General features: G+C 60.6%; 15 protein-coding genes. 7 read left to right on the top strand and 8 right to left on the bottom strand.

What is annotated here, in order from left to right; genetic code table 11:
* The first annotated feature begins 30 nt into the window (after positions 1–30).
* Positions 31–1,686 (top strand): MFS transporter, encoded by a 1,656-nt coding sequence (locus CLU80_RS01580; RefSeq protein ID WP_099756575.1) that lies wholly within the window; start codon positions 31–33, stop codon positions 1,684–1,686.
* The gene (locus CLU80_RS01575) at positions 1,683–2,825 is read left to right on the top strand and encodes an HlyD family secretion protein (RefSeq protein WP_099756574.1); all 1,143 of its coding nucleotides are present in this window, start codon (positions 1,683–1,685) and stop codon (positions 2,823–2,825) included. The genes CLU80_RS01580 and CLU80_RS01575 overlap by 4 nt, the downstream gene beginning before the upstream one ends.
* Before the next feature lie 120 nt (positions 2,826–2,945).
* Here CLU80_RS01575 and copD read toward each other — a convergent pair whose 3' ends face one another.
* Positions 2,946–3,803, bottom strand: a complete 858-nt coding sequence (copD, locus tag CLU80_RS01570; RefSeq protein WP_099756573.1) for a copper homeostasis membrane protein CopD — start codon at positions 3,801–3,803, stop codon at positions 2,946–2,948.
* A 3-nt stretch (positions 3,804–3,806) separates the two neighbouring features.
* Entirely contained in the window at positions 3,807–4,169 is a 363-nt protein-coding gene (gene copC / locus CLU80_RS01565; protein ID WP_099756572.1) for a copper homeostasis periplasmic binding protein CopC, read from the bottom strand.
* A 139-nt stretch (positions 4,170–4,308) separates the two neighbouring features.
* On the opposite strand from copC, the gene CLU80_RS01560 reads away from it, so the two are divergent.
* Positions 4,309–4,929 (top strand): TetR/AcrR family transcriptional regulator, encoded by a 621-nt coding sequence (locus CLU80_RS01560; RefSeq protein WP_007919317.1) that lies wholly within the window; start codon positions 4,309–4,311, stop codon positions 4,927–4,929.
* Positions 4,930–5,147: 218 nt separating this feature from the next.
* On the opposite strand, the gene preA is transcribed toward CLU80_RS01560, so the two are convergent.
* The 3 genes from preA to hydA form a co-directional block, all read right to left on the bottom strand.
* Positions 5,148–6,422 (bottom strand): NAD-dependent dihydropyrimidine dehydrogenase subunit PreA, encoded by a 1,275-nt coding sequence (gene preA / locus CLU80_RS01555; RefSeq protein WP_099756571.1) that lies wholly within the window; start codon positions 6,420–6,422, stop codon positions 5,148–5,150.
* The gene (locus tag CLU80_RS01550; protein ID WP_099756570.1) at positions 6,423–7,790 is read right to left on the bottom strand and encodes an NAD(P)-dependent oxidoreductase; all 1,368 of its coding nucleotides are present in this window, start codon (positions 7,788–7,790) and stop codon (positions 6,423–6,425) included. It abuts the gene before it with no gap.
* A gap of 158 nt (positions 7,791–7,948) precedes the next feature.
* Positions 7,949–9,388 (bottom strand): dihydropyrimidinase, encoded by a 1,440-nt coding sequence (gene hydA, locus CLU80_RS01545; RefSeq protein WP_099756569.1) that lies wholly within the window; start codon positions 9,386–9,388, stop codon positions 7,949–7,951.
* Positions 9,389–10,014: 626 nt separating this feature from the next.
* On the opposite strand from hydA, the gene CLU80_RS01540 reads away from it, so the two are divergent.
* The 3 genes from CLU80_RS01540 to CLU80_RS01530 all read left to right on the top strand — a co-directional run bounded on the left by CLU80_RS01540 (position 10,015) and on the right by CLU80_RS01530 (position 13,970).
* Positions 10,015–11,499 (top strand): NCS1 family nucleobase:cation symporter-1, encoded by a 1,485-nt coding sequence (locus CLU80_RS01540; RefSeq protein ID WP_099756568.1) that lies wholly within the window; start codon positions 10,015–10,017, stop codon positions 11,497–11,499.
* A 144-nt stretch (positions 11,500–11,643) separates the two neighbouring features.
* A complete protein-coding gene (locus CLU80_RS01535; RefSeq protein WP_099756567.1) occupies positions 11,644–12,927 on the top strand; it encodes a Zn-dependent hydrolase in 1,284 nt (427 codons plus the stop codon).
* A gap of 101 nt (positions 12,928–13,028) precedes the next feature.
* Positions 13,029–13,970 carry a DHH family phosphoesterase gene (locus CLU80_RS01530; protein WP_099756566.1) on the top strand — a complete coding sequence of 314 codons (942 nt, stop codon included), beginning with the start codon at positions 13,029–13,031 and terminating at the stop codon, positions 13,968–13,970.
* Here the strand turns inward: CLU80_RS01530 and CLU80_RS01525 are convergent.
* Together CLU80_RS01525 and CLU80_RS01520 are read right to left on the bottom strand one after the other, a co-directional pair.
* Positions 13,940–14,806 (bottom strand): CAP domain-containing protein, encoded by an 867-nt coding sequence (locus CLU80_RS01525; RefSeq protein ID WP_093440870.1) that lies wholly within the window; start codon positions 14,804–14,806, stop codon positions 13,940–13,942. The genes CLU80_RS01530 and CLU80_RS01525 overlap by 31 nt on opposite strands.
* 274 nt (positions 14,807–15,080) lie before the next feature.
* Positions 15,081–15,851, bottom strand: a complete 771-nt coding sequence (locus CLU80_RS01520; RefSeq protein ID WP_099756565.1) for an alpha/beta hydrolase — start codon at positions 15,849–15,851, stop codon at positions 15,081–15,083.
* 112 nt (positions 15,852–15,963) lie between these two features.
* On the opposite strand from CLU80_RS01520, the gene CLU80_RS01515 reads away from it, so the two are divergent.
* Positions 15,964–16,911, top strand: coding sequence for an aldo/keto reductase (locus CLU80_RS01515; RefSeq protein WP_286079690.1), 948 nt, complete (start codon positions 15,964–15,966; stop codon positions 16,909–16,911).
* A 19-nt stretch (positions 16,912–16,930) separates the two neighbouring features.
* Here CLU80_RS01515 and CLU80_RS01510 read toward each other — a convergent pair whose 3' ends face one another.
* The gene (locus CLU80_RS01510; RefSeq protein ID WP_099756564.1) at positions 16,931–17,824 is read right to left on the bottom strand and encodes a LysR family transcriptional regulator; all 894 of its coding nucleotides are present in this window, start codon (positions 17,822–17,824) and stop codon (positions 16,931–16,933) included.
* Between the last annotated feature and the right edge of the window lie 6 nt (positions 17,825–17,830).

Below are 17,830 nucleotides of genomic sequence, written 5' to 3'. Positions count from 1 at the left end.
CTTCACCCACCTTCCGCACAAGGCTTCTCCATGGATCACTACGCCCCGCGCAACTGGCAGCCCCACGAAAAGCCCAGTCTGCCCGGTTCCCCCTCGACGCCGTTGCACTCCAACCCCAAGCGCCTGGCCTATGCGCTGGTCGGCGTACTGGTGGCGGTGACCGGTGGCTTGGGCAACTCGCTGGTGGTGGCCAACCTGCCTTATCTGCAAGGCGCACTCGGCGCGACCACGGCGGAAATGGCCTGGCTGCCGGCGGCGTATGTGATGACCAACGTGTCGATGAACCTGTTGCTGGTGAAGTTTCGTCAGCAGTTCGGTTTGCGTGCATTCACCGAAGTGTTTCTGGTGCTGTATGCGCTGGTGACTTTCGGCCATCTGTTTGTCAACGATCTGAATTCGGCGGTGGCGGTGCGCGCGGCCCACGGCATGGTGGGCGCGGCGCTGAGTTCGCTGGGCCTGTATTACATGGTCCAGGCGTTCCCGGCGAAGTGGCGGTTGAAGGCACTGGTGCTCGGTCTCGGCACCTCGCAACTGGCCTTGCCATTGGCGCGTTTATTTTCCGAAGACTTGCTGCAGATCGCCGAATGGCGCGGCTTGTATCTGTTCGAACTGGGCATGGCACTGCTGTCGCTGGGCTGTGTATTGATGCTCAAGTTGCCGCCGGGCGACCGCTTCAAAACCTTCGAAAAACTCGACTTTCTCACCTTCGCCATTCTCGCCACTGGCGTGGCGCTGCTGTGTGCGGTGTTGTCGCTGGGGCGGATTGACTGGTGGCTGGAGGCCAACTGGATCGGCTACGCGCTGGCTGCCTCGATTGCTTTGATCCTCGCCGGTCTGGCCATCGAACATAACCGCAGCAACCCGCTGCTGATGACCCGCTGGCTTGGCAGCGGGACGATGATCCGCCTGGCGCTGGCGGTGACCCTGATTCGTATGGTCACCTCGGAGCAGTCCACCGGTGCGGTCGGTTTCATGCAGAACCTGAACATGGGCTATGAGCAGTTGCACAGCCTCTACGTGGTAATGCTGATCGGCAGCGTCGCGGGGTTGGTGACCAGCGCACTGACGATCGACCCCAAACACCTGCTGATGCCGTTGATCATCTCGCTGGGTCTGATGGCCACCGGGTCGGTGATGGACAGTTTTTCCAACAACCTGACTCGTCCGGAAAACCTCTACTTCAGCCAGTTTCTCCTGGCGTTCGGCAGCACGTTTTTCCTCGGCCCGACCATGGTTTTCGGTACGCGCAACGTGCTGACCAATCCGCGCAATCTGGTGAGTTTTTCCGTGTTGTTCGGGATCTGCAACAACCTCGGCGGCCTGCTCGGTGCGGCGCTGCTGGGCACTTTTCAGATCGTCCGGGAAAAATTTCATTCCAGTCACATCGTTGAACACCTGACGCTGTCTGACCCCTTGGTGGCCGCGCGCGTGCAGAGCGGCGGTTCGGCGTATGGCTCGTTGCTGGCCGACCCGAGTCTGCGCAACCTGGCGGGGATTCGCAGCCTGGCCAACGCCGCCACCCGTGAGGCCAATGTGCTGGCCTACAACGATGTGTTCATGTTGATCGCCGTGATTGCGGTGCTGACCATGATCTGGCTGTCCATTCGTGCGCTGTGGCTGATGAGCACCACCAAAGCCGTCGCCCCAGTGCCATCCACACCTTCGAGCGGTGCCACTTCTTCATGACCGAACCGACCACCACAACCACCAACGCCATTGCCGCCACGCCTGAGGGTGTGGCGCCGTCGTCATCGCCGAACACCGAGCCGCGCTCGCTGCGGGTGCGGATCATTTCTTCGCTGGGCTTTGCCGCGATTGCCATCGTCGGCGTGTTGATCGTTTTGTATGCCTGGCAATTGCCGCCGTTCAGCAGTGCGGTCGAAACCACCGAAAACGCCCTGATTCGTGGGCAGGTGACGATCATCGGCCCGCAACTCGCCGGTTATGTTTACGAGGTGCCGGTGCAGGATTTCCAGTACGTGAAAGCCGGGGATTTGCTGGTGCGTCTGGACGACCGCATCTATCAGCAGCGACTCGACCAGTCACTGGCGCAACTGGCGGTGCAGAAAGCCGCGTTGGCCAATGTGGTGCAGCAACGCAACAGCGCCGAAGCGACGATCAAATTGCGTCAGGCGGCGCAGGCCGACAGCGAAGCGCAGTTGCGCAAGAGTGAAGCGGATCTGCGCCGCAATCAGGAATTGGTGCGCGACGGTTCGGTGTCGAAGCGAGAGATGGACGTCGCACTGGCGGCGAATGCGCAAAGCATTGCGGCGGTCGCGCAAGCCAAGGCCAATCTGGAAATCGCCCGTCAGGATCTGCAAACAGTGATCGTCAATCGTGGCTCGCTGGAGGCGGCCGTGGCCAGCGCCGAAGCGGCGGTGCAACTGGCACGGATCGATCTGTCGAATACGCGCATCGTCGCCCCGCGTGATGGCCAGCTCGGGCAGATCGGCGTGCGCCTCGGTGCTTACGTCAACTCCGGAGCGCAGTTGATGGCGTTGGTGCCAAACCAGAAATGGGTGATCGCCAACATGAAAGAAACCCAGATGGATAACGTGCGCGTCGGGCAACCGGTGCGCTTCACCGTCGATGCGCTGAATCACCGCCGATTCACTGGGCATGTGCAGCATATTTCGCCGGGGACGGGCTCGGAATTTGCCCTGTTGCAGGCGGACAACGCCACCGGCAACTTCGTCAAAATTGCTCAGCGGGTGCCGGTGCGGATCACCATCGATCCGGATCAGCAGGAAGAGGAGCGGTTGCGGCCGGGGATGTCGGTGGTGGTCAGCATCGACACCGCAGCGGGCGACACCCAGCCCCACTGATTCACATAATTCCCCTGTAGGAGTGAGCCTGCTCGCGATAGCGGTGTGTCAGTTAGGGATATTTGGCTGACACACCGCTATCGCGAGCAGGCTCACTCCTACATTGGATCTCCATGATCTTTAGGTTGTGATCATCGGGGGTAGGGTGCCCAGCAGCGAGACCGCCGCAACCGCGCCAATGCCGAGCAACCACTCCAGCAGCACACTGCGCTTGAGCGTGCCCATCCGCTGCTCGCAATCATCAATCCGCAAACGATTGAACAGCGCCAAGCCAAGCATGCCCAGCACGATCAGCGCCTTGATCAACAGAATCAACGCAAACCCGCTGAACAACGGAGTCGGCCACCACTGGCCGGTCAGCACGCGCACATTGATCAATCCCGTCAGCAGCAGCCCCGCGACCAGCGCATAACCGACACCGCTGAAACGCCGCAAAACTTCACGCATCGGTTCCGTCGGCTGACGCAGAATCATCACCAGCAACAACAAACCACCCAGCCACGCCGCCACGCAGGTCAGATGCACGATCTGGTTGAGAATCAGCAATTGCCCACTCAACCCGTCGAGCATGGCGCCGTGTCCGACCGGGGCCAGGGTCGCGAGCAACAATGCGCTCAAGCCCAGTCGCATCGGCATGCTTGAGCGCCAAGGCGTGAACAACAGCGCCAACAGCGCGGCATTGATCAGCAAATGCCAACGCCATACCTGACCAAAAAACGTATTGCCCAGCACCAGCGCAACCGTGTCTGGGTCAAACGCCGCTGTAGCCGAGCCGGCCATGCTCGCAGTAATCAACAGCGCCCAGGCAATCCCGCTGAGCAGTGCCACAGTCGCCAGCCAACGCGCCAGTCGCGCCAGGTGCCGATCCACTTGTGGCGCTTCATCCTTGAGCAGCAACGGCCTGAACAACCAGGCCCCGAACAGCATCAACACCACGATGAAATGCACAAAGCGGCACAGCACCAGCGCTTCACTCATGGGTTACTGGCCAACCTTGAACTGATAGGCGCCTTCGCTTTTGTGCGTGTCGACCGACACTGCGTGCCATTCGACTTTGTACTCGCCGGCGCTCAAAGGAGCTGCAGGGGTAACGATCAGGGTTTTCTTGTCGCCCTCGGTGGTCAGCGGTTTGACCGCGACCGGTGCGCCATCGCGAGTCAACGTGACTTTGGTGAAACTGGCCTCGACACCTTCGGAAAAGGTCAGGCGCAAATCGGCGGGAGCAGCGACGGTGCTATCGGCGGCCGGGGTCTGGCTTTTCAGGTGGGCGTGGGCAAATACGGAAGATGCCGCGAACAGCGAAGCGAGCAGGGCAGTGGTGGTCAGGACGTTCTTGAACAGCATCGCGGATACCTCTGAGGCAGGATCGAAGAAGCGTCAGTTTAGCCATCCGCTCACGCCAGTACGAAGTTTTGTTTGCAGCGGTCGCCCGCGGACCAGAGCGGATGCTAGTCTTGGGCAACGCTGTTGTCAGGGAGCCCTCATGGGCAATCACAAGATCGAGATTCGTCGCAACAACGTCGAGAAAATTCTCCTCGCGGCGGAAAAAGTCTTCGCCGAAAAAGGCTTCGGCGGCACGGCCATGGCCGACATCGCGGCTGAGGTGCAGCTGCCGCGTTCCAATCTGCATTATTACTTCAGCACCAAGAGCGAGCTGTACAGCGCGGTGCTGTTCGATCTGCTGGAAGTATGGAAACAGGATGCGCTGTGCTTTGAGATGTTCGACGATCCGCGCGTGGTGCTGAGCAGCTACATCCGCGCCAAGATGAACCACTCGCGCAGCCGACCGTACGGCTCGAAAGTCTGGGCCAACGAAATCATCCACGGCGCGCCAACGTTGGGCGAGGCGCTGGATGTCAGCCTGTATGACTGGGCGAAAATGAAGGAAGCGAAGATTCGTCAGTGGGTCGAGGACAAGCGGATTCTGCCGGTGGAGCCGTCGAGTTTGTTGTATATGATCTGGGCGTCGACACAGCACTATGCCGACTTTGATCATCAGGTGAATATTCTGAATGAGCATCAGCCATTGTCGGATATGCAGTTTGAGCGGGCGGTGCAGACGGTGACGAGTGTGATCTTGCGTGGGATCGGGTTGGAACCTTGAAGAGCAAGATCAAAGGCTGACCCTCACCCCAGCCCTCTCCCAGAGGGAGAGGGGGCCGACCGAGGTGTCCTGCGAGATATATCGACCTGAAAAACCGAGTCGATTGCGGATTCAAAGCAAATCGTTCAGGTCGGTGGATTTCTGAAGCATCCCCCAATCAGTCCCCTCTCCCTTTGGGAGAGGGTTAGGGTGAGGGGGCTGTTGGATCAGTCGGCGATCTAGACCGCAACGTGATACGGATTGCGCGGATCATGATTCCAGTCCAGAAACGGCTTCCCAGTCTCCATCGGCACCATCTCGATACAGTCCGCCACCGGACACGTGATCTGACACAGATTGCAGCCCACACACTCCTCATCAATCACTTCATATTTATGCGTCCCGTCCGCCTGCTTCAGACTGCTGATCGCCTGGTGTGAAGTGTCCTCGCAAGCAATGTGGCAACGCCCGCACCCAATGCACGCATCCTGATCAATCTTCGCGATCACCTGATAGTTGATGTCGAGGTATTTCCAGTCCGTGGTATTGCCCACCGCGCGCCCGGAAAACTCACTGATGCTGGCGTAACCCTGACTGTCCATCCACCGCGACAACCCATCCTTCATCTCCTCGACAATGCGGAACCCATGCAACATCGCCGCCGTGCACACCTGCACCGCGCCGCTGCCCAGCGCCATGAATTCTGCCGCATCGCGCCAACTGCCGATGCCGCCAATCCCGCAGATCGGCAAGCCCTGGGTCTGCGGGTCGCGGGCGATTTCGGCGACCATGTTCAGCGCAATCGGCTTCACTGCCGAGCCGCAATAACCGCCGTGGGTGCTTTTGCTGCCGACGGTGGGCAGGGCGACCATGTGTTCCAGGTCGACGCTGGTGATCGAGTTGATCGTATTGATCAGCGACACTGCATCGGCACCGCCGCGATGGGCGGCGCGGGCGGCGACGCGGATGTCGGTGATGTTCGGCGTCAGTTTGACGATCACCGGCAGCGAACAATAGGTTTTGCACCAGCGCGTGACTTGCTCGACATATTCCGGCACCTGACCGACCGCCGCACCCATACCGCGTTCAGGCATGCCGTGCGGGCAGCCGAAATTCAGCTCGATACCGTCAGCGCCGGTGGCTTCCACCAGCGGCAGGATGTGTTTCCACGACTCTTCGACGCACGGCACCATCAGCGAAACGATCAGCGCGCGGTCCGGCCAGTCCTTCTTCACCTGAGTGATTTCGCGCAGGTTGATCTCCAGCGAACGGTCGGTGATCAGCTCGATATTGTTGATGCCCAGCACTTCACGGTTATTGCCGTAGTGCGCCGAGTAACGCGACGACACGTTGACCGCCGCCGGATCCTCTCCGAGGGTTTTCCAGACCACGCCACCCCAGCCCGCTTCGAAGGCGCGGACCACGTTGTAGGCTTTGTCGGTCGGTGGCGCAGAGGCCAGCCAGAACGGATTCGGTGCTTTGATGCCAGCGAAGACAATCGACAGATCGGCCATTTACGCAGCCTCCACGTTAAGCATCAGTTGAGCATTGATCGCCTCGGCGGCGCGTTTGCCGTGCTGCACGGCTTGCACGGTGAGGTCCTGATCGAGGCTGGTGCAGTCGCCGCCGGCATACACGCCGGGGATGCTGGTGCGCAGGTTTTCATCGACGTAGATGCGTTCGCCCTGACGCTTGAGTTCGCGGGCTAGCGGGTCGGCGAGGGCGCTGCCATCGAACGCCTGACCGATGGCTTTGAAGATCGCGTCGGCGGCCAGCTCGAAGGTCTCGCCGGTGGTTTGCAGACGACCGTCGACCAGATCGGTGCGGGCGAAACGCATGCCGCGCACTTGGCCCTGAGCGTCGAGCAGCACCTCTTCCGGTTGTGCCCAGGTCAGCAGGCGCACCTGATTGGCTTTGGCGATGTCCTGTTCATGACCGGTGGCGCCCATGTCGGCAGCGCCACGGCGATACACCAGATTGACGTCGCGAGCCCCGAGGCGAGCCATTTGCACGGCCATGTCGATCGCGGTGTTGCCGGCACCGAGGACGATGCAGCGTTCAGCCAGCGGCAGTTGCGTGAGGTCATCGGCCTGGCGCAATTCGCGAATGTAGTCGGTGGCAGCGAGCAGGCCCGGGGCATCTTCGTGAGGCAGACCGAGTTGCTTGCTGGCGCTGAGGCCGAGGCCGAGGAACACCGCGTCGAACTGCTGATGCAGTTCGCTGAGGGTCAGATTCTCGCCGAGTTTCTGCCCGTGACGAATCTCGATGCCGCCGATCTGCAGAAGGAAATCCAGTTCCTTCTGCGCGTAGTCGTCGACCAGTTTGTACTTGGCGATTCCGTATTCATTGAGACCGCCAGCCTTCTCCCGCGCTTCGAAAATCACCACGTCATGACCGTGCATGGCGCTGCGATGCGCACAGGACAAACCGGCCGGCCCGGCACCGACCACGGCGATGCGTTTGCCGGTCGCTGCGGCGCGCTGGAACGGATGTTCGCTGAAGTGCGCGTTGTCCACGGCGTAGCGTTGCAGCAGGCCGATCAGTACCGGCGCGCACTCCTGAGCGTTGTTGCGCACGCAGGCTTGTTGGCAAAGGATCTCGGTTGGACAGACCCGCGCGCAACTGCCACCGAGGATGTTCGCCGAGAGGATTTTCTGCGCCGCGCCGGGGACGTTGTCCTGATGAATGTTGCGGATGAACGACGGGATGTCGATCTCGCTGGGGCACGCATTGACGCACGGCGCGTCGTAGCAATACAGACAGCGCGAGGCTTCCAGATGCGCCTGCCGGTCATTGAGCGGCGGCGCCAGATCGGTGAAATGCCCGGCGAGGGCGGCCGCGCTTTCGTGCGGGTGGGGGAGATGGTTCAGGGTCTCGATCACGGTTTTGTGCCTCACGGTTATTGAGGTTCTCTGCCTCTGATGGGCAGTGGTTTTTGTGTTGTTTGAACTGACGCCATCGCGAGCAGGCTCACTCCTACAGGTGTACGCATTCCAAATGTAGGAGTGAGCCTGCTCGCGATGAGGCCGAAGGCCTCGCTTTAGCGCTTGACGGCAGTCGGGCGATGTTGCTCAGCCCGCTTGCTCAGCAAATCAAACACCGCCGGATACGCCGGCCGTTCGATATACCGCCCGGCCCCACGCTCGGCACGCAGGTCGCCATCGGCCCAGACCACCCGGCCCTGGCTGACGGTATGGCTCGGCACGCCGCGCACGGTCTTGCCTTCGAAGATGTTGAAGTCCACCTGCTGATGGTGGGTCTTGGCGGAAATGGTCCGGGTGCCTTGCGGATCCCACAGCACCAGATCGGCATCGGCGCCGACGCGAATCGCACCTTTGCGCGGATAAAGATTGAAGATCTTTGCGGTGTTGGTGGAGGTGAGAGCGACGAAATCCTGCATCGACAAACGACCACTGTTGACGCCTTCGTCCCACAGCACCGCCATGCGATCTTCGATACCCGCCGTACCGTTGGGGATCTTGCTGAAGTCATCACGGCCAGCGGCTTTCTGCTCGGCGCAGAAGCAGCAATGGTCAGTCGCGGTGGTGTGCAGATTGCCGTTTTGTAGTCCGTGCCACAGCGCCTCTTGATGGCCGCGCGGACGGAACGGCGGGCTCATCACGTAACCGGCAGCGGTCTGCCAGTCCGGGTGTTGATAGACGCTGTCGTCGAGCAACAAATGCCCGGCCAGCACTTCGCCGTACACCGGTTGGCCCTTGCTGCGCGCATAAGTGATTTCGTCGAGGGCTTCCTTGGTCGAAACGTGCACCAGATACAACGGCGTGCCGATGGTTTCAGCAATACGAATCGCCCGGCTCGCCGCTTCACCTTCAACCTGCGACGGCCGCGACAGCGGATGCGCCTCCGGCCCGGTGATGCCCTGGGCCATCAACTTGCGTTGCAAGTGATAAACCAGCTCGCCGTTTTCCGCGTGCACGGTCGGCACCGCGCCGAGTTCCAGGCAGCGCTCGAAACTCGCCACCAGCGTGTCGTCGGCGGCCATGATTGCGTTCTTGTAAGCCATGAAGTGCTTGAAACTGTTGATCCCGTGATGGCTGACCAGCTCGGCCATTTCCTCACGAACCTGCTCGCTCCACCAGGTGATTGCGACGTGAAAGCCATAATCCGACGCCGATTTCTCGGCCCAGCCGCGCCACTGATGAAAGGCTTCCATCAGCGACTGCTGCGGATTGGGAATCACAAAATCGATGATCGATGTGGTGCCGCCGGCCAGACCTGCCGCCGTGCCGCTATAGAAATCCTCGCTGGCCACGGTGCCCATGAACGGTAGTTGCATGTGCGTGTGCGGATCGATGCCGCCAGGCATCAGGTATTGGCCGCTGCCGTCGAGGACTTCGGCGCCGGTGGGAACATCAAGGTTTTCACCGATGGCTTTGATCACGCCGTCGGCGCAATAGACGTCGGCGCGATAACTTTCATCATGGGTAACAACGGTGGCGCCACGGATCAACAGAGACATTCCGAGTTCCTCGCAGGCATTGACCGACTTGTGCCGGTTCTAGATGTTTTATTGATGTACGGCGATGCAGGGCGTATTCCTGTCAGCGCTGTCAGGAATAGAAACTAGTCGCAGATTTGCAATAGAGCAAGATTATTTTTTATAAGCTTATGACTGTTTTAAGTGTATGAAAAGTAACGATAAAAAACGTAAATCACCAAAATGGTGAGGCTGTTCACCATTTTGACGCACTTGACAGGATGGAAATATGAGCAAGATTTCCTATGTGAAATCAGCCGCTTGAAGTTGAGCTGCGGCTGCTCGCTCACGATGAAAATAAATGCAGTGCACCAGTTTGAGTCCTGTCTGTTCGGACAACTTGCCAGGTGTTTAGCCTGAGCACCCAGACAAGTTTCCGTGAACTCACCCGGTGAATAATTAAAACTGATGAATATCAGAAAGTTGCAAAGCGTTTGACCCTCGGCCCGATGCGTAAGCGGGGCACCCGGCACGTTTATTGATGCCGCCGCTGACACCTTGGCCGGTGCACGAAAGTTGTCAGTTCCTCCGGCCATCGTCCGGCTCGCACCCGCGTGTGCCTGCCGCCTGATGAGCAAAAAAATAATCAGAAGAACAGTGGAGCGGCCATGCAACAGATCAGATCGCAAGTGACCGAGCGCGACGGCTTGTTCGAACTCGAAGCCGGCAGCGACGTCCTCGACAGTCCCCGTTACAACCACGATATGGCACCGACCAAGGTGCATGAACGAACCTGGAACAAATGGCACATCACCGCGCTGTGGGTCGGCATGTCGATCTGCGTGCCGACCTACACCCTCGGCGGCGTGCTCACCGCCTACTTTGGCCTGACCGTCGGTGAAGCGCTGCTGGCGATTCTGTTCGCCAACATCATCGTGCTGATTCCGCTGACACTTAACGCTTTCCCCGGCACCAAATACGGCATTCCGTTTCCGGTGTTGCTGCGCTCGTCGTTCGGCATTCTCGGTTCCAACGTGCCGTGTCTGATTCGTGCGTTGGTGGCGTGTGGCTGGTTCGGCATTCAGACGATGTTTGGCGGGTTGGCGATTCACCTGTTTCTCGGCTCGGTGTTCGAGGGCTGGAAATCCCTCGGCGGCACGGGGGAGGTGATTGGCTTCATGGTGTTCTGGGCGCTGAACCTGTGGGTGGTGATTCGCGGCGCCGAGTCGATCAAATGGCTGGAAACGTTGTCGGCGCCGTTGCTGGTGGCGGTCGGCATCGGTCTGCTGGTGTGGGCGATGCCCAATGTGTCGATGACAGAGTTGATGGCGATCCCGGCCAAACGCCCCGAAGGTGCCAGCGTCTACGGCTACTTCGCCGCCGGACTGACGGCGATGGTCGGCTTCTGGGCGACATTATCGCTGAACATTCCGGACTTCAGTCGTTACGCAAAGAGCCAGAAAGATCAGATTCTCGGGCAGATCATCGGCCTGCCGCTAACCATGTTTCTGTTCGCTGCGCTGGGTGTGGTGATGACCGCCGCGTCGGTGAAACTGGTCGGTGTGACTGTCTCTGATCCGGTGACGCTGATCGGCCATATCCAAAGCCCGGTGTGGGTCGCGGTGGCGATGGCACTGATCATCATCGCCACGCTATCGACCAACACTGCCGCGAACATCGTTTCGCCGACCAACGACTTTCAGAACATCGCCCCCAAGGTGATCAACCGCACCAAAGCAGTTTTGCTGACCGGGTTGGTCGGGCTGTTGCTGATGGGTCATGAACTGCTGAAAAAACTCGGCTGGATTGTTTCCGAGGTCAGTCTGGAAAGCGTCTATTCCAATTGGCTGCTGGGTTATTCGAGCCTGCTCGGACCGATCGCCGGGATCATGGTGGTGGACTATTTTCTGATCAAGAAACAGCAACTGGATCTCGCCGGGCTGTACCGCGACGACGTCTATCCAGCGTGGAACTGGGCCGGGTTTGTTGCCTTTGGCGTACCGGTGGTGTTGACCGTGATGTCGCTGGGCAGCGATGCGTTCAGCTGGTTTTACAGCTATGGCTGGTTCACCGGCTCGGCGCTGGGCGGGATTATTTATTACGGGTTGTGCGTGATGCGTGCTAGTCCGTCAGTAGTGAAATCTGCGGTGTGAATGCAGGCCTCTTCGCGAGCAAGCTCGCTCCCACATGTGAACGCATTCCAAATGTGGGAGCGAGCTTGCTCGCGAAGGCGGCCTGACTTACGGCAGAGATTTATCTGAAGAAACTCATAAGAAAAGCAGCCTGAGGAGATCCCCATGAACGCAGCCGTAGACGTTCTGCAATCGAGCCATCAGCACATCAACCGCGACCGCCTGTGGGCGTCGCTCATGGAGCTGGCCAAGCTCGGCGCCACGGTCAAGGGCGGTGTCTGTCGCCTGGCCCTGACCGATCTCGACCGCCAGGCCCGCGACCTGTTCGTGCAATGGTGCAAGGACGCCGGATGCAGCGTCACGGTCGATGCCGTCGGCAACATCTTCGCCCGTCGCCCGGGGCGCAATCCCAACCTGCCGCCGGTAATGACCGGCAGCCACATCGACACCCAGCCCACCGGCGGCAAGTTCGACGGCTGCTTCGGCGTACTCGCCGGCGTCGAAGTCCTGCGCACGCTCAACGACCTCGGCGTCGAAACTGAAGCGCCGCTGGAAGTGGTGGTCTGGACCAACGAAGAAGGCTCGCGCTTCGCCCCGTGCATGATGGGCTCCGGGGTGTTCGCCGAGAAATTCACCCTCGAAGAAACCCTCGCCAAAGTCGATGCCGATGGCGTCACCGTCGGTGAAGCGCTGAACGCCATTGGCTATGCCGGTGCGCGTAAAGTCAGCGGGCATAAGGTCGGCGCCTATTTCGAGGCGCACATCGAACAAGGCCCGATCCTCGAAGACGAACAGAAAACCATCGGCGTCGTGCTCGGCGCGCTGGGGCAGAAGTGGTTCGACCTCAAGCTGCGCGGCGTCGAAGCCCATGCTGGTCCAACGCCGATGCACTTGCGTAAAGACGCGCTGGTCGGCGCCTCGGTGATCGTCGGTGCGGTCAACCGCGCCGCCCTCGGCCATCAACCCCATGCCTGTGGCACCGTCGGTTGCCTGCAAGCCTATCCCGGCTCGCGCAACGTCATTCCCGGCGAAGTGCGCATGACTCTCGATTTCCGTCACCTGGAACCGGCGCGCCTCGACTCGATGATTGCCGAGGTTAAACAAGTCATCGAAGCCACCTGTGAAGAACACGGTCTGACTTATGAACTGACGCCGACAGCGGACTTCCCGCCGCTGTACTTCGAAAAGGGCTGCGTGGAAGCGGTGCGCGGCGCAGCGAAAGGGCTGGGTTTGTCGAATATGGACATCGTCAGTGGCGCCGGACATGACGCGATTTTCCTCGCCGAACTCGGCCCCGCCGGGATGATCTTCGTGCCGTGCGAAGGCGGCATCAGCCACAACGAAATCGAGAACGCCGCGCCGGATGATCTGGCGGCGGGGTGTGCGGTGTTATTGCGGGCGATGCTGGCGGCTTCGGCGATGGTCGCGGGAGGGCAGCGGGCGGCTTGAAGATGAAAAGATCGCAGCCTTGCAGCAGCTGTCGAGTGTAACGAGGCTGCGATCTTTTCCTGTCACCCAAACGTCACAAACCTGTGCGATGTTGCCGGTCCATGAAAATCATCACCTCCGGCGCGTCCTATCTGGACATTGACGCCTACGCCTGCTGCATTGCCTATGCCGAATTGCTCAACCTGCAAGGCATTCCCGCCCGCGCCGTCAGCAGCGCGCCTGCCAACGCCAGCGTTTCGCCAAGCGTGCTCGGCTGGGGCGCGGCGTTTCACGACTACCAGCCGACATCGGACGATGAGTTTGTCTTGGTCGATGTCTCGGACTATCACCATTTCGACCCGTTGGTGGTGCTTGAACGGGTGGTGGAGGTCATCGACCATCATCCAGGCTACGAAAACTATTGGCAGCAGAAGCTTGGATCTGCTGCCGATATCCGCCCGATCGGCGCCGCAGCAACTCAGGTTTTTCAGCGCTGGCAGGCGGCCTGTGTGCTGCCGCAGATCAGCGTGCAAAGTGCCGCTTTGCTGGCCACCGCGATTCTCGACAACACGCAGAATTTCACCGGGCAGATGACCACGCCAGCGGACATCGAGGCTTACGTCGACCTCGCTTCACGGGCAAAACTGCCGGCAGACTGGCCTCGGCAATATTTTCTCGAGTGCCAGGCCAGCATCGAATCGAACCTTGCCGCTGCATTGGCAGCCGACTCGAAACGGATGAAACCCGAGAGCAACCTGCCATGCTTTTTCGCGCAAATGACTGTTTGGGATGCCGATGCCTTGCTGCAAAAACACCTGCCGCTGATCAGGCGCTGGATGGCAGAGCAGGGCGATGACTGGCTGCTGAATGTGATCAGTATCCGCGACCGCGAAAGCTGCTTTCTGGCGCCAGCCGAGGTCAGCCAGCAAAAGCTCAATCGCTTGTTGCCACTCGACTGGCAGGGCGGATTGGCCGTGCGCGCACCCTCAATGCTGCGCAAGGAACTGTTGAAATTGGCACTGGACGCTGGCAGTCACTGCGCACCAAACACCATCGTCCAGTAAACGCCTTCATCACTGCGCGCCTCACTGGCAAACCCGGCGCCGACCTGAGTAAACATCGGATTCATCAGGTTGGCGCAGTGCCCGGGGCTGGCCAGCCATCCGGCCATGGCTTTGCCCGGTGAACTCTGTCCGGCGGCGATGTTTTCACCGATTTGCCGACCGCGATAGCCGGCTGCACGGGCGCGATCGGCAGGCAGGTCGCCGTCCGGATCGCGGTGGGCGAAGTAGTTGCCGTAAGCCATGGCTTTGCTGTGCCCCTGCGCGGCGGCGCCCAGTGCTGCGTTCCAACTCAACGGCCGGGCGGCGGCGAAGCGCTGGCGTCCGCACATCCGTGGCCGGGCGCGCGCGGCGTTTACCTCAGCGAGCAAGGCCTTGCCGACGCTGCGGTTATCGCCAACGCGGCTGTCGAGCACCGGTTGCGCCAACACCACTTGCCATTCATTGCGTGAGCGACTGATGCCGATGTCGGCGTAGCTCGCATCCAGCAGCGCGGCGCAGTGTTCGTCTTGCAGCAAGTCGAAGGCCTCTTCGGCGTCCTCGGCCCCGATCACGCGAATACTGCGTACCGCAACGGCGGAGTAGCCGGACGACTTCAGCGCTTCACGCATGCCGCCGGCGTAGCGATAACCGATCGGCAAGGCCAGGTTCGACTTCAGCGCCAACGGCGCCAGGCGTTGTGCCGGGCGTCGATCGCAGCGCTGCGGATGGGCACGATAGTCGTTGATGGCGGCCACCAGTTGCCGCTCGGCACCGGCATGGGCGGTTGCAGCGAACAGCGGCGAAAGGATCAGCAGGCACAGCGAAACGAAGCGAGACGAACGAACGGCGTGGCGCATGAGACGGGCAGCTCTGAAGAGGGACAGCGCAAAAGTTGAGTGAGCCGCAGAAAGCGGCGCGAGTAGGACTGGGCTTTTTCGACTTGGTTCAAGGGGCGGTGAAGGCTTTACGGCGAAGCGACGAACAGTGGAATCAAACAGAGCGCTATGTTGCGCCGGATGACGCTATCGCGAGCAGGCTCACTCCTACATTTGGAATGCGTTCCCCTGTAGGAGTGAGCCTGCTCGCGATGGCGTCACTGAAAACAATACAAAAGACACAGGCAGACCACTATCACCGATTCAACACATCCTTCATCCACTGCAAATACTGCGCACGATCCGAGATCGAGTTATGCCCCGAATCCGGCACCACCCGGAGCACCGCCACGCCTTGCGGGAAATTCTCCAGCAAACGCTGGGTGCTGGCGCGCGGAATCACCTCGTCATCACTGGCCGCGAGCAACAACGTCGGCACGCGGATATGCGCGGCGTACTTGCCGGATTCAAATCGGTCCTTGAGCAACCACTGCACCGGCACCCACGGATACTGGCGCGCCGCGATTTCTTCGAGGCTGTTGTAAGGCGTCACCAGAATCAGCTGTTGCACCGGCCGTTGACTGGCCAGACGCACGGCCACGCCGGAACCGAGGCTGCGCCCGACCACGGCCACCTGCGGATGACTGGCGTAGACCTGATCGAACAGCGCCAGCGCATCCTCAGCAATCGCCGCCTCCGACGGTGAACCGCCGCTGCCACCGAAACCGCGGTAGTTGAGCAAATACACTGCGTAATCGGGAAACGCCTCGGCAAACTCCGGCAGATTGCGCGACACGTCCTCGGCATTGCCGCCGAAATAGATCAGCGCCCGTGGCCCGACACGCTCGCGGGTGATCACTGAAACCCGCGCGTCCGGCATCGACAGGATCAGGTGTGAGTCGCTGCCGCTGACGGCATTGGGCTGCGGAAAATAGATCAGCGAGCGCTGAAAAAAGAACAGCGCCGCGCACAGCACCAGGTACACGGCAACGATCAATGCGACGAGTGACATCAGGGTTCGGGACATTCGGCTACTTTTAACGGTGTGTGAAGGATCGCTGTCGCAGTGTAGTTCAGCCCTGCCACCGGGCCGCTCGCACACACAACAGGCAACAGATCCACGTAGCAGGGGAACCAGCATGAGCCACACTGAGGGTTACTCCCGTCGCCGATTGCTCACGCTGGCTGCCGGGGTTTCGGCGGTCTTCACCTTTGATCGGGCGCTGGCCACAACCACCACGTCCACGACCACCGGAGGCCAAACCATGCAGACCCGTGCCATCCCGTCCAGTGCCGAGTCGCTGCCAATCGTGGGCCTGGGCACCTATCGCGGCTTTGACGTCGCGCCCGGTGACCCGGCCTATCGGCAATTGCCGGCGGTGCTCGATGAGCTGTTCAAAAAGGGCGGCACGCTGATCGACAGTTCACCGATGTATGGCCGCGCCGAACAGACCACCGGCGAACTGCTATCGATCCACGAACCGCGTTCGCCAGCGTTTCTGGCGACCAAGGTGTGGACGCGCGGGCGCAAGGAAGGCATCGCGCAGATGGAACAGTCGTTCAGCCTGCTACGCACCGAGCGCATCGATCTGATGCAGATCCACAACCTGCTCGACTGGCAAACCCACCTGCCGACCCTGCGTGAATGGAAAGCCCAGGGGCGCATCCGTTACATCGGCATCACCCATTACACGCCCTCGGCCTATGAGGAAGTCGAATCGGTGTTGAAGGCCGAACAACTGGACTTTCTGCAAATCAATTACGCCCTCGATGACCGAGGCGTGGAGAAACGTATTTTGCCTTTGTGCCGCGAGCGCGGCGTCGCGGTGATCTATAATCGACCGTTCGGTGGCGGGGGACTGCTGGCCCGGCTCAAAGGCAAACCGCTGCCGGGCTGGGTGTCGGATGTGCAGGTCAACAGCTGGGCACAATTGGCGTTGAAGTTTCTGCTCTCGCATTCGGCGGTGACTTGCGTGATCCCGGGCACGGGCAATCCGCGCTATATGGCCGATAACGCCAAGGCCGGGTTCGGGCCGATGCTCACCGATGCGCAACGGCATCAGTTGATTGCGTTAGCAGCGGGATAATCGATCTCGTAGACGGCGCTTAACCGCGATAGCGCAACGCCTCCAGCAACAATGCAAACGCCGGCGCCGCCTGGCGTCGGCTCGGGTAGTAGAGGTGGTAACCGGCAAACGTCGGGCACCAATCTTCCAGCACTTGCAGTAAACGGCCGTCGGCCAGATACGGTGCGACGATGTTTTCCGGGATGTAACTCAGGCCGAAACCGTCCAGCGCAGCGTCGAGTAACGGGTAGACGCCGTTCAGAGTGATCTGCCCGGAGACCCGCACTTTCAGGCTTTCGCCATCCTTCTCGAACTCCCAACTGTACAACCCGCCGTTGGTGGGCAGGCGCAGGTTGTTGCAGGCGTGGTCGGTCAGGTCGCGGGGTGTTTGCGGCGGGGGCCGTTTGGCGAAATAGGCGGGTGAACCGACCACCGCCATGCGCATGTCGGGGCCGATGCGGGTGGCAATCATGCCTTGCGCGACGTCTTCGCCCAGGCGCACGCCAGCGTCGAAACCCTGGCCGGCGATGTCGACGAAACCATAGTCACAGCTGACTTCGACGCTGATGTCCGGATATTTGGGCAGAAATTCCTTGAGTACCGGGCGCAGCAGCCAGTCCAGCGAATGGTCGGTGGCGTTGAGGCGGATCTTGCCCGCCGGGGTGTCGCGCAGGTTGCTCAGGGCGGCGAGTTCCAGTTCGATCTCTTCAAAGCGCGGGCCGATGGTTTGCAGCAGGTGCTCGCCAGCCTCGGTGGGCGAGACGCTGCGGGTGGTACGGGTCAGCAGACGCAGACCCAAACGGGCTTCGAGTGCGCGGATGGTATGGCTCAACGCGGACTGCGAGACACCGAGCTTGGCCGCGGCCTTGGTGAAACTGCGCTCGCGGGCCACGGCGAGGAAGGCGAGCAGGTCGGTGGCATTTTCACGCAGCATTGATGA

Source organism: Pseudomonas sp. 29 (assembly GCF_002754355.1).
In the GTDB taxonomy this organism is placed as follows: domain Bacteria; phylum Pseudomonadota; class Gammaproteobacteria; order Pseudomonadales; family Pseudomonadaceae; genus Aquipseudomonas; species Aquipseudomonas neuropathica.
This window is presented reverse-complemented; position numbering and strand designations above follow the sequence as displayed.